Source organism: Psychrobacter urativorans (assembly GCF_904846695.1).
Lineage (GTDB): Bacteria > Pseudomonadota > Gammaproteobacteria > Pseudomonadales > Moraxellaceae > Psychrobacter > Psychrobacter urativorans.
This window is the reverse complement of the sequence record NZ_CAJHBR010000001.1, coordinates 530,700-544,687: the sequence shown is the minus strand read 5'-3', so window position 1 is coordinate 544,687 and position 13,988 is coordinate 530,700. Positions and strand designations below refer to the sequence as shown.

Here is a 13,988-nt window from a genome sequence, read left to right as displayed (position 1 = left end):
AATGCCTGTGTAACGTTTAAAACCAGCATCACTTTGTTTAAGTAGCTTGTCTATGTTTGGCATGGTCCTAACCAATTGTGATTGTATGAGTTATTATAAAATTCTCTGCTACTTTTGCAAGAGGTCTAATAATTAGCTCTTTAACATGATAATTCAATCTAGTGTTTTGTGATCATTAATGCATGATTTTTTAAAATATTATTCTATGATATTTTAAAGGATTATGACATTTTTAAAATTACAATGTCATTATGACCAGTACGGCAAAAGGAATTGCCCCGCAGCTTGTTGACTGCCCCTGCTATTGTTACGAGTAACACTTACCTTTAACTAGTAAGCTTTATTAATAGTATAGACAGCAGCAAGCTTTGCGGACAAATACAGACAACTGATATCCATACTCGATGGCACCAATAAAGAGCGTTAGTTTGGTTAATAGGCAGCCTCTCTATTACTGGTCACCAATTTGAGAAAGTTTGAGGAATAACGATATGGAAAAAATTTTTGGGGTTATCAATAATTATATTTGGAGTACTCCTCTAGTAGTTTTATGCTTAGGTGCTGGTCTGTTCTATTCCATCATGACGCGCTTCGTACAAGTGCGTCTGTTCGGCGAAATGATTAAATTACTATTCACTGGTAAATCTAGTGCTGAAGGTATCTCCTCATTTCAGGCATTAGCAGTATCGCTCGCTGGTCGGGTCGGATTAGGTAACATCGCAGGAGTAGCCGCTGCTATCGGCTTTGGCGGTCCTGGTGCGGTGTTCTGGATGTGGATCGTTGCTTTCTTAGGCGCGTCTACCGCTTATGTGGAATCGACATTAGCGCAAATTTATAAAGAAAAAGATGCTATTACTGGGGAATACCGTGGTGGTCCTGCGTATTACTTCGAGCGTGCACTTGGCCAAAAATGGTACGGTATCCTTTTTGCAATTGCCGCTATCATTTCTTGTGGTATCTTTTTGCCAGGTGTGCAAGCTAATGGCGTGGTTAATGCGTTTGCTCAGCTGATGGGCGAAGGCACAGTAATGAACATCGGGTCATTAGAAGTGGGCTCTATGCGCCTACTAGCCCTAGGTATCATCCTAGTAGTGCTAGGTATTATTATCTTCGGTGGTATCAAACGTATTGCAACCTTTACTGAATATGCTGTTCCTTTTATGGCCATCGGTTATATTGCTTTGGCCTTGATAATCATGTTTAGCAATTTCAGTTTGATTCCAGAAATATTTGGCTTGATTATTAGTGATGCGTTTACTGCCCAAGCAGGCTTTGGTGCTGCTATTTATTTAGGGGTTAAACGTGGTATTTACTCTAACGAAGCTGGACAAGGTACAGGCCCTCATGCTGCTGCTGCTGCCGAAGTTGAGCATCCATCACAGCAAGGCTTAGTACAAGCGTTCTCAGTTTATGTTGATACATTGCTTGTTTGTTCTGCAACTGCCTTTATGATCTTATCTACTGGTATGTATAATATTCAATGTACAATAGCAAATAAATGTACAACTGCAGCTGATAAAGAGTTTATTGTCAGTAATGTAGATACAGCTACAGAGATTAGCTCTCCTGCGTTTACGCAGATGGCTATGGAATCAGTATATGGCGTTTATGGTAACTCCTTTATCGCTCTCGCAGTCTTCTTCTTCGCCTTTACAACTATCTTAGCTTACTACTATATCGCTGAAGTGAACGTCACTTACTTGACCCGCTTTATCGGTCGTGGCGCTCATAAAACAGGTCTTTTCTTAGTTAAGATCTTGATTATGGTTATGGTTGCTTATGGTGGTCTTAACTCTGCAGGTTATGTTTGGATATTAGGTGATATCGGTGTTGGTCTTATGGCTTGGCTCAATATCGTTGGTATCTTGATCATCTTCTTTGTGGCTCGTCCAACGCTCACTATGCTTAAGGATTACGAAGAACAGCTCAAAGCTGGGGTGAAACGCTATACTTTTGATCCAGCAAAATTCGGTATCAAGAATGCGCCTTATTGGGAAGAGCGTCATCTAAGAGAGCAAGAGCTGCTTAGACAAGAAGCTTTACGTAAAGAGCCTAAAGTATAAGTATTACTAGCAAAGCTTTTTACTAACGACCATTAAGTTAATAAGTTGAATAATAAGAGCCTGAGGCTATCGTCTCAGGCTTTTTTATGGCTTCGCGTTTATTAGTGGCTAATAGACTACTAGCCTAGTTGTGCTTAGGATCAATGAAGGCTATTAACAGCCGGTTTGACCATAACCGTATTAACCCTTCTGTCTAGCCAATATCCGTCTGCCTAAGCTTAGCTTAGCTTAAGCCTTAGACACAAAAAAGCCCAGCGCTAATGGCTGAGCTTCTTATTACTATTACAAATTGTCTAAATATTGTTTAAACAATAGTTACCTGTTACTCAGGCATTAATACTGCATCGATAGTATGAATTACGCCATTCGTTGCCATGATGTCAGTACCAGTGATATTAGCAGTACCGCCAGAACCATCAGTGATCACCTTAGCATCGCTGATATTGATAGTAGCACCGTTAACAGTTGCAACATCAGTACCAAAAGGGATGTCAGCTGCTTTAACAATCATAGGTAGAACGTGGTATGGAAGGATTTTTTTCAATAAATCAGTGTTAGCCAATAGTTCTTCTTTGGTTACACCAAGTTTAGTCAATACAGGAGCAAATGCATCATCAGTTGGTGCAAATACAGTATATTCACCAGCATCCATCATCATAGTATCAAGACCAGCAGCTTTTAGGGCAGCGGTTAAGATAGTTAGATTTTCGTTGCCAGCTGCTATTTCAGCGATGCTTTGCGTAGCCATAGTTTCTGCCGCTGGATCAGCAGCAACTACTGGATCAGTTGTTTCTGCAGGAGCAACAACCACTTCTTCAGTTGTTACTTCTGGCTCTACAGGATCAGCTGCCTTTTCTGCTTTGTTACAAGCAGCTAGTGATAGAACAGTAGTAGCAATTGCTAACGATAATAAAGTCTTTTTTAACATGGATATTTCCTTATGGGATTAAGTATGGGTCAAACGATTTTTAAATTAATGACAGTTCAAGTAATAAGATTATTATCAAAGACAAGCAACTATCGACAAACAAAACAACGGCTAGTAATGCGCTCATTACTAAGCATTAACAGTAGGGAGAAATTTAAAATTGCCAACAGAGACTATGTCTTTTATTGGCAATCCATCAATCAGCTTAGCATAAATACTAATGTTTAAGGTATGCAAATGATACCGATTTATTACTAGTATTTATTTAGGTAATAATACCTTGTCAATAACATGGACTACACCATTTGTAGCGGCTAAATCAGTTTTGAGCAGAGTAGCGACACGACCATTCTCGTCTACTAGCTTCAGCTGTGGGGTGATCATTAAAGTATCACCACTAAGTGCCATCACATTGCCAGGCTTAACGTCTTTAGCATACATGGCCATATCACCATTAATGACATGATAACTTAAGACTTTAGTCAATAAAGGCTTATTAGCAAACAGTTGCGCCTTAGTCATTTTAGTCTCAGTCAATGCCTGCATAAACGCATCATTGGTCGGTGCAAAGACAGTATAATGGGCATCAGGATTGGATAAAGCATTAGCTAGTCCTGCTGCTTGTACTGCTTCAACTAATATTGAAAATTCTGCATTACTTTGAGCCAGTTGCACTACGTTCATTTTTGCCATATTTTGACTATGCATAGGTGCTTTCATTGCAGTGTCTTTTTGTGGCATCATATTATTACAAGCAGCAAGGCCAGCTATTGAAACCGCTAAAGCACCAATTGTTGCGATTTTTGTAAATTTCATTTTCATATCCTTAATGATGGAGTGTATCCTACGTTTATTTTACCAAAAGCTTTTCTTATAATAAGAAGAAGAGCTTTCACAACAAAAAGTATCCATTATCGATCACACATAAAAAGTGAACCATTGACAAGTAATACTTAGATTCATAAGTAAGGCTTATTAGATAACTATTCTTATGAACTTAAACTAACATATAAAGTTACGACATCAACTTATGATTACGCTACTTTTTGTAATACGCTTGTAAACTTTGTCTGCTTTGTAGCCACTAGCGTAAGCCATATTGGTTTAAAGTAGCTTATTGTTTATAAATCACTGTTAATCTTGTGTTTTTTTGTTTTAATAAAGCCAGTTTTTAAAGCGTATTTTTTGCTTAACTGCGTTATTTACAGTGCAAATAATGCGCAATGCTAGTGATTATTAATGCTAAGAACCACTAATATTGAGTTAAATATTAATAGTATTTGCTCCTACTTTGTAGAATCGAAAGTCAAAGCTGTGTTACCACTGACTATTATAATTTTCATGTTAATATTCTCTATGTTTTTATATTTTAAGCTGAATGATCGCCCCTATTAATTATCTTCCCTTTTAATTATCTTCCCTTTTATGATCTTGACGATATAAGCCCTTTACTATGACTGAAAAGACCTCTGCAATGACCGACTCTCTAGCCGCTACTGCCATGACCAAAAATCCTACTCTAATGGCTGATAGTGTTGCGCCGGCGACTGATAACTCTCGTCCCAATGACTTCATCTTGACCCCCCCTGCCGTGTTTCCTTATAAGGAGCAGCAGCTTAGCGCGCGCACTCGTATCACGGCACAGATGGCCAAACGGATTTTGATGCTTGATGGGGCTATGGGTACCCATATTCAGAACTATAAGCTTGAAGAGGCTGACTATCGTGGTGAGCGCTTTGCCAATATTACTCAAGATGTGCGCGGCAATAATGATTTATTAGTACTTACGCAACCACAGATGATTAAAGAGATTCATCTTGCCCATTTAGAAGCCGGTGCAGATATTATCGAGACTAATAGCTTTAACGGTACACGGTTATCGATGGCCGACTACGATATGCAGTATCTAGTCCCAGAGCTAAATAAGGCGGCGGCTAGATTAGCACGTGAGGCTGCTGATGAATTCACCGCTAAGACTCCGGAGAAACCACGGTTTGTCGCTGGGGTGTTAGGACCAACCTCAAGAACGTGCTCGTTATCTCCTGATGTCAATGATCCGGCCTTTCGTAATATTACTTTTGATGAGTTAGTGCTTAACTATCGAGAATCAACGCTTGCGCTGATTGAAGCTGGGGTCGATATCATCCTTATCGAAACTATCTTTGATACCTTGAATGCCAAAGCTGCCATCTTTGCGGTGACCGGAGTATTTATAGATATCGGCTTTGAGTTACCGATTATGATCTCGGGCACTATTACTGATGCCTCAGGTCGTACTTTGTCAGGACAGACAGCTGAAGCCTTTTATAACTCCGTTCGCCATGCCAAACCATTATCAGTGGGCTTTAACTGCGCTTTAGGGGCCGATGCCTTAAGACCTCATATTCAAACGCTATCAAACATCGCTAATATGTATGTCTCTGCTCATCCAAACGCAGGTTTGCCTAATGAGTTTGGTGAGTATGATGAAACCGCTGAGCAGACAACAGCGCTGCTAGAGGGCTTCGCCAAAGCTGGTATCTTGAATATCGTCGGTGGCTGCTGTGGTACGACCCCTGAACATATTCGCCAAATCGCTAATATGGTAGCAAAATTTCCACCACGGGTAATTCCTGAAATCCCACCGGCTTGTCGTTTGTCCGGACTTGAACCGTTTAACATCACTCCTGATAATTTATTCGTCAACGTCGGCGAGCGTACTAACGTTACTGGCTCCAAAAAATTCTTGCGCTTAATCAAAACTGAAGCTTATACCGAAGCACTAGATGTAGCACGTGACCAAGTTGAAGGGGGCGCACAAATCGTCGATATCAATATGGACGAGGGCATGCTCGACTCCAAACAGGCGATGATTCACTTTGTTAACTTAGTCTCAGGCGAGCCTGATATCAGCCGAGTGCCCTTAATGATTGACTCCTCTAAGTGGGACATCATTGAAGAGGGTCTCAAACGCATTCAGGGTAAGTCCATCGTCAACTCTATCTCCTTAAAAGAAGGTCATGATGAGTTTGTTGAGCGCGCACGTTTGTGCATGCGCTATGGTGCGGCTGTTATTGTTATGGCCTTTGATGAGGATGGACAGGCTGATACTTACGAGCGTAAAACTCAAATCTGTCAGCGCAGCTATGACGTCTTAGTCAATGAAGTCGGCTTCCCTAGTGAAGACATTATCTTTGACCCTAATATTTTTGCGGTCGCCACTGGTATTACTGAGCATAATAATTACGGCGCAGACTTTATTAATGCCACTAAGTGGATCACTGAAAACTTACCTAATGCTATGGTATCAGGCGGCGTGTCCAACGTCTCGTTCAGCTTCCGTGGTAACCCTATTCGTGAAGCCATCAACTCAGTATTCTTATATCACGCCATACAAAATGGTCTAACCATGGGTATCGTTAACCCAGCGATGCTTGAGCTGTATGACGACATCCCCAAAGAGGCTCGTGATGCGATTGAGGATGTCATGCTCAACCGCAATCAAGGCGAGAGCGGACAGGACGCTACTGAACGACTAATGAGCGCTGCTGAAAACTATCAAGATGGTGGTAAGAAAAAAGACAGCACCGTCGATATGACTTGGCGTGAAGGCACGGTTGAAGATCGTATTGCTCATGCTCTAGTGAAGGGGATTACCACCTTTATCGAAGCCGATACTAAAGAGGCTTGGGAGAAATACCCACGTCCATTGGAGGTTATCGAAGGGCCATTAATGGATGGTATGAACATCGTTGGTGATTTATTCGGTGCTGGTAAAATGTTCTTACCGCAAGTGGTCAAGTCGGCACGTGTGATGAAGCAATCTGTCGCTTGGTTGAACCCGTACATCGAAGCGGAAAAAGTCGAAGGCGAAACCAAAGGCAAAATCCTAATGGCGACAGTCAAAGGCGATGTGCACGATATTGGTAAAAATATCGTCGGCGTGGTCCTCGGCTGCAACGGTTATGACATCGTTGATCTAGGCGTAATGGTATCTTGTGAAAAAATCCTCGATACTGCTATTAGCGAGAAAGTGGATATCATCGGGCTGTCTGGTTTGATTACCCCAAGCTTAGATGAGATGGTCTATGTCGCCAAGCAAATGCAAGAGCGTGGTATGACCTTGCCGCTAATGATCGGTGGCGCTACGACCTCTAAAGCCCATACGGCGGTCAAGGTTGAACCACAATATCAGAACAATGGCGTCATCTATGTCTCTGATGCCTCGCGAGCAGTCGGTGTGGTCACTAAGCTGCTATCAAAAGAGAACTGTCAGCAGCTAATCGATGAGACACGTGCAGAATATGTCACGGTACGTGAACGTCTGGCCAAACGCCAACCCAAAGCTGCCAAGCTATCCTATGCTGAATCAGTTAAGATTGGCTTTCAGTATGACTGGGATAACTACTTGCCGCCTACGCCTAACCAGTTAGGCCAAGTCATATTTGACGACTACCCTATTGATAAGTTGATTCCTTTTATTGACTGGACACCGTTCTTTATCTCTTGGGGGCTGGCTGGTAAGTATCCTAAAATTTTACAAGACGAGGTAGTCGGTGAAGCGGCGCGCGATTTATTCACTAATGCTAAAGATATGCTTAGAAAACTGATTGATGAGAAGTTAATCACTGCCAAAGGGGTGTTTAAAATCGCTCCAGCACGCCGTACTGGTGCAGATACGGTCAGCGTTTATGACAAAGCACCGACTGAGGGTGGCAGCGTAGAATATCAATTTGAACATTTACGTCAGCAAAGCGACAAAGCCAGCGGCACGCCTAACTATAGCTTGGCCGACTTTATCTCACCATCGGACGCCTATACTGATTATCTCGGTGGCTTCACGGTTTCGATAGCAGGTACAGAAGCAATCGCTGAACAATACAAGACCAATGGCGATGACTATAACGCTATCATGGTACAAGCACTATCTGATCGCTTGGCAGAAGCCTTTGCTGAGCATCTGCATAAACTCATCCGTAAAGAGTATTGGGGTTATCTACCTGATGAAGCGCTCGATAATGATGAGCTAATCAAAGAAAAATATGTCGGTATCCGCCCAGCGCCTGGCTACCCTGCTTGTCCTGAGCACACTGAAAAAGGCAAGCTGTTTGAGTGGCTAGGTACTGTCGATGCTATCGGGACAACTTTGACTGAAAGCTATGCGATGTGGCCTGCCTCCTCGGTTAGCGGATTCTATTATTCGCATCCTGAAAGCGTGTACTTCAATGTTGGTAAAATAAGTACTGACCAACTAGAGAGCTATGCTGAGCGTAAGGGCTGGGATATCAAGACGGCTGAGAAGTGGTTGAGTCCGAATTTGTAGGATTTTTGATTAAGGTTTGCTAGAGAAATATTTGACGCGGGGTTGGTTGCTTAAGTAGCCAATCCCGCTTTTTGCTTTTATCTGCCAGTCTATGCGAGGCGGTGGCTAAGTTTTAAGCCGTTCCTGTTACCTCGATAACGTCTCAAAACGACCCACCGCAACTCGCCTAGCCTGTCAGGATATCCGCGACAATCGGGGCTAAACCGCTCCCCAAGGCATAGTCAGTCTTCTAAACAAATTTCTTTCTAATGTTATCCTATTCAGGATACACGACACTATATGTCGTCTATATTATCTAAAAACTACTTTCTAAAATACTTGTTTGCTATGTTAGTTCTATTAGTTAAAAAGAGGAGATAATAGAATGTCTAACAATCAACAAACGGAAAAAAATAGCGTCCTAGAATTGATAAAAAATACTTACAAAGATGTACTTATTGGATTAGTAGCCACCTTGCTAAGTGGTTCTGCGATTGCCTATGTTATTTCTCGTATGTTTATCAAGTCCTATGTAAAAACAATAGGCTTTGATACGCTAACGTACAATGCATTAATAAACAATGAAACCATAAATATATTAGCCCTCGCAATCTTTATGGTTTTTTTAATAATGATGTTTACTTTTAGCTTTGTACCAGTATATCTACGCTTTACTTACAATAAAAATTTAAATTTAATACAACCCATTCATACTAATTTCCTGAATCATATTCGTGTCTATATTATATTGCTGCTATTCTTTATACCTTTAATTTTTTTGCTAACACTTCATTATAGTCAGAATACTTATTTATCTTTTCTACCCTTATTTGTAATATATATTACTACAGCAATAGTGATTAACCTTCATCTAACAAGAAGATTTATTGCGACTAAAAATAGATATGAGTATTGCTGGAAAAGCCTATTTAGTCTTGTTAGTATTAAAATTTTCAGTTCTTTATTATTATTCTTTTCGTTGCTGCTTACTTCTTTTTTTCCATTCTATTATATTATTCTCGCTATCGATAACACCAATCACCCAACTTTCCTATCTGTCGTTGTCGTTATAGCTATATGGTATGTTTACAGCATAGTTAGTGGAGTGCGAATTGTTGAGCAAAAAAAGGTAAATTATGCTATAGATATTTTAATAGCTTTACTTATGTTCATCGCAATCATGGCATATAGTATAAAAACTATTGAAGCACCAATTGCCACATTCGTTGGTATAAAAGATGATAATACTTATATTTATAAAGTATCGTCTGATGACTTTATAGAGATAGAGAGTAATATTAAAGCCTTCTGGGATGATGCTTACAGCTCTAAGCAATCACCTAACAATCAATCGAAAGATACAGGAAGATTTTATTTAGCGTCTGCTGTCAATAGCTTCAATGGTGACATCTATCTGTACGCAAAAGTGATATTTCGTGATGGTGAAAATGCAGTTTTATGCCCACCACACTATAAAGTAGTTAAAGACGAACGTAATCAAACTTGTTTTATAACCAAATTAGCGTATCTAACACCTACCCCTTTAACAATGCCTGCTCTTGATAGAAATCCTAAAATTGAAGATAAACTCTGGATACCTCTGAAAGCAGATAATGACATATAAGAGTTAGTATAAACTATGTTAAGAATATTGACATATACAGTAACGAAAGCTCTAAGCTAAGGAACGCTTTACAATGTCTTATAAACCTCAAGTCCTAAAACCTAGTACTGAACAAGAGTTTGAGACTCTTTGTGCTCACATTTACGGTGAAATTTATAAGTGTAATACGCCTGCAATGTATGGACGCAGAGGTCAAAAGCAATATGGTTTGGATGTACTTGTCTATAAAAATAATCTAAATAAATCAAGTAATCGAATAGGTATTCAGTGTAAGCACGTCGCAAAGCTGCCATTCGATGGGAAGAATAAGATAACTATCGTTAAAGAGATTGCAAAAGCTGACAGTGGTCAACAAAAAATTTCACAACTCATAATAGCTACCTCGTTACCATCTGATCAAAAGCTAACTGACTCCGTAAACGCCATGTCGGATGAGCGTGTTAAAAAGGGAATGTTTCCGGTTGAGATACAGTTCTGGAATGATATAGAGAACCTTATATCAAACACAAAAATTTTAAGTGAAAGATATTATTCAAATTTAAATTACTCAGGAAAAATCACTCTAGCCAAAGAACTTTTTGATAAAGAGCGCTATTTAGACTCCATAAAATCATTTAAACCCGATGACTTTATTTTAATGAATCCTATAGAAAAATATGAATCTTATTATATATTAGCAAACTGTTATTACTTAATAGAGCAAAACGATAAATTTATTGACTTCGCTTTAAAGCTCCAGTCTTTCGAATGGTATGATGAACAGTACAACGTGATAACTATAATAGATAACATTATAAATAGTAATGCTGATAATACTTTAAAGATTATCGAAACTTATATTGATAAAGATCCTGACAATTTTCAATACCAAGTTTTCAAATACTTGTTAAACTTAAATCAAGGAAATATTAAACACTTCAGGAACTTACCTCAAGGTGTCAGAGATTCCTATTCTATCAAATGTGGATACATGAGATATTACTCGAATCATTATCAATTCGATGAGTATGATGTCATAGAAAAACTGATTAGCGAAAAAGAACGCTTAAAACCAACATATATCATTTTATCTATTGAATCTTCTCTTCTAAGGTATGCAGAAACAAAGAGTCAATATCATTGTATTGAAGCTGAGTTAAATTCTTTAGAATCAAACTTGAATATAAATCAGATTGACGTACCCTCATTAAAAAAATATGCAATAAATAGTATTATCACTTCCAACTGCGTCATAAATAACGAAGAATCAGTTAAGCACTATTACAAACTAACAAAAACCACCCAATGTGGCATACTTCCAGAGACCGTCATCAATCTCGTTTCATTCACTAAAAGAAACTCAGATAAAGCGTTTTTCCTAAAGGTCTATAAAGATCAATCTAATTCAGAAATAAAAAAATATTTGATTGATGGTTTATATCATTTCGGTGAAATGGAAGAGCTAAATAGTATCGTTAAATTGAATGATGCGATTGAAAGACCCTTATTAAACGAGATAAAATCATTTACCGCTGTTAATCAACTTAATGATATTGATTTTTCAAACTTCATTGATGCAGAAGATTTATTCACTACCAATACTCTTAGAGGCCTAGCCTTATTGGGTTTAAAATTATATATAACCAAAAATGCAAGATTTGAAGAGTTAAATAAGATTATCTCTTCTATATCAACACCTGATAGCGACCTAAAAGCTTTACTAGCTGATTATTATTTTCAGACAGAGCAATATAAAGAATCTAGCAAGATATTAGAAACTCTTATCGATGAAAACACTGAAGAATACCTATTAATTATTCAACTTGAGTCTTTAATGAAAAGCTTTCAGTATCAGAAGGCTAAACATTTCATAGATAAACACATGAATAACTTTGACAAATATCTCAATAGCTTTGCAAGCCTAGTAAATCAAATAGATAACTTAACTAAAGACTTTAGTGCTTCCGAAGAGTTACTACCAAAACTTGTTAGGTTTAAAAACACCTCTTGGTATTGGCATTTAAGACTCTCCTTAAGTGAAAGAACTCAAAATATTGGGCGCCTCAAAAAAGACATCAATTTAATTCCTTTAAATTTAGATGATGACCCTGTTAATACCTGTTGGATAGCGTCTTATGAAACACAGCACTCTAGACAAAAGCAAGCCGTTGAAAGAATAATCAATTTATGGCGGTCAAATCCAGCTAATTTATCAATACTTACGTCAATTCAAGATTTACTTCAAAGCTTCATGACTTCTTCTAGATATACCAAAGCTTTTAAAACTCAAGGTAATATTTTTTTTGATAACTCACCTACTAAAGTGATTGATGGTTGCTATATTTCATATGCTCAAGAAAGTAATCCCGAATATATATTTATCGATTCCAAAGCGAACTTTGAAAGCTCAAATACGGTTACTTCACCTGATACAAATTTAGGTAAACAATTCTTAAATAAAGTCGTAGGTGAAACTTTTGAACTTACAGGCAAGTTTGGTATAAAGCGTAAAGTAGAGATTAAAGAAATATTATCGACTCCTTTAGGAATCTTTAGAAGCAACTCTGAGATAGCGTCAGATGCCAATAGCCCTTTTAACATGGTTTCTTTTTCCGTAGATATAGAAAGCCATGAAGGGACGAAGGCATTTTTGAAAGACTTAGAACAGTTTACAGGTTCAGATGAACAGTTTGAGAAGCAATTAACCGTATATCAAACAAACCCTGTAACGTTGCAGAACCTATCTAAATTTATAGGCAGAGATATCACTGAAATAATATATGGTTGGACAAGAGACTCTCGTTTTCCTCTAAGAACAATAGATACCCAATATACAATTGATATGGATATGGAAGAAGTCAAGAATCTTCTAGTATCAAAGCCTGAAGCTGTTATTGATTTATTTACTTTGATTGAACTTAAACGTTCAGACAGCCTAAACTTAATAACTGACCACATATCTTTATATGCTCCGCTTTCACTATTAAGTGAACTTGAACTACTACACAAGAAAAATTTTTATAACTATAATGATGATAAAGCACCGATGACTATATGTTCTATTGATAATAAAGTTAGTTTAGTATCAATGGATATTAATCTGCTTCAAGCACGCTCTAATGATCTTGAGTTCCTAATTGATTATATTGAAAGCTCTGTTACTACCATTCCTGCATATGGTGACAACTCAAACTCGAAGATTATAGAGGCTCTTAACGAGTTTTTACCCGAATCTGATAAAGCAGTTATTAGGCTGTGCCAAGAAATGCAGTTGCCACTTTTATCTCTAGATGCAAGATTAAGAGCCTTGAATCATCAGGCTAGTGCTAAATCGATAAATTTCTATGATTATCTTTCTTTCTTAGAACCAAAAATAGGTATAAATAGAATAAAAGCGTTTAACACCTTCCAATTCGTGCATAACAGAAATTGTATGGATTTTGATATAGATTTCATCATTAAATCAGCGCTAAAAAATAATGTCTATCTAAATTTGACTGTCAACAAGCTACTAAATCATTTTAGTCTTACAACTGACTTCAAATTTGGAATAGAGCTATTAGCTTTTTTTATAAAACAGTTATTTCTTAGAGCTATACGTCCTACCACTAACTTTATTGAAAGAATAGCTGGTATTTATTTTTACCATCTATCTATTTATAATAAGTTGGATTTTGATAACCATAAAGCACAGATAAATTCTTATTTTATTAAGAAATTACTACCTCCCCCTATTTCAATAAATAGTGTCGAAGATTTAAATTTAGTTAAAGAAAATACGCTGTATATAATACACGGAACAGCTAATCCTTGTTTAGATGCAAAATAAATTCTAGTTTTCTTAATATCCATATTTGTTTCTCGTTAGGTCGAGTACCTCCACATAAACTTGCTATTAATCGTTTTAAGAACCGCGCACTTTGCCTTAGGTGCGGTTTAGCCCTGATTGTAGGGTTATCCTTGTCTGCTCAATGGGCTGCGGGGGCTTGGCTAGAAGGGTCACTCGAATGTTGGAACGCCTCTCGTCTTAGCCACCGCCCTAATGAGTAGGCAAGATATGAGCGAAAAGCAGGATCGGTTGCTTATTATTCTCTAGATTTTGGATACTTTTAG

At 38.2% G+C, this 13,988-nt stretch carries 6 protein-coding genes; 4 read left to right on the top strand and 2 right to left on the bottom strand.

What is annotated here, in order from left to right; all coding sequences use genetic code 11:
• Positions 1–491: 491 nt before the first annotated feature.
• The gene (locus JMY09_RS02195; protein WP_201621925.1) at positions 492–2,063 is read left to right on the top strand and encodes an alanine/glycine:cation symporter family protein; all 1,572 of its coding nucleotides are present in this window, start codon (positions 492–494) and stop codon (positions 2,061–2,063) included.
• Positions 2,064–2,385: 322 nt separating this feature from the next.
• On the opposite strand, the gene JMY09_RS02190 is transcribed toward JMY09_RS02195, so the two are convergent.
• Together JMY09_RS02190 and JMY09_RS02185 are read right to left on the bottom strand one after the other, a co-directional pair.
• Positions 2,386–2,991 (bottom strand): fasciclin domain-containing protein, encoded by a 606-nt coding sequence (locus JMY09_RS02190; RefSeq protein WP_201621924.1) that lies wholly within the window; start codon positions 2,989–2,991, stop codon positions 2,386–2,388.
• 261 nt (positions 2,992–3,252) lie between these two features.
• Positions 3,253–3,807, bottom strand: a complete 555-nt coding sequence (locus tag JMY09_RS02185) for a fasciclin domain-containing protein (RefSeq protein WP_201621923.1) — start codon at positions 3,805–3,807, stop codon at positions 3,253–3,255.
• Between the two features lie 706 nt (positions 3,808–4,513).
• Between JMY09_RS02185 and metH the strand changes: the two genes are divergently transcribed.
• From metH to JMY09_RS02170, 3 genes are all read left to right on the top strand, one after another.
• The gene (gene metH, locus JMY09_RS02180; protein ID WP_379606733.1) at positions 4,514–8,293 is read left to right on the top strand and encodes a methionine synthase; all 3,780 of its coding nucleotides are present in this window, start codon (positions 4,514–4,516) and stop codon (positions 8,291–8,293) included.
• A 364-nt stretch (positions 8,294–8,657) separates the two neighbouring features.
• Positions 8,658–9,896, top strand: a complete 1,239-nt coding sequence (locus JMY09_RS02175) for a hypothetical protein (protein WP_201621922.1) — start codon at positions 8,658–8,660, stop codon at positions 9,894–9,896.
• A 73-nt stretch (positions 9,897–9,969) separates the two neighbouring features.
• Positions 9,970–13,704, top strand: a complete 3,735-nt coding sequence (locus JMY09_RS02170) for a tetratricopeptide repeat protein (RefSeq protein ID WP_201621921.1) — start codon at positions 9,970–9,972, stop codon at positions 13,702–13,704.
• The last annotated feature ends 284 nt before the right edge of the window (positions 13,705–13,988 follow it).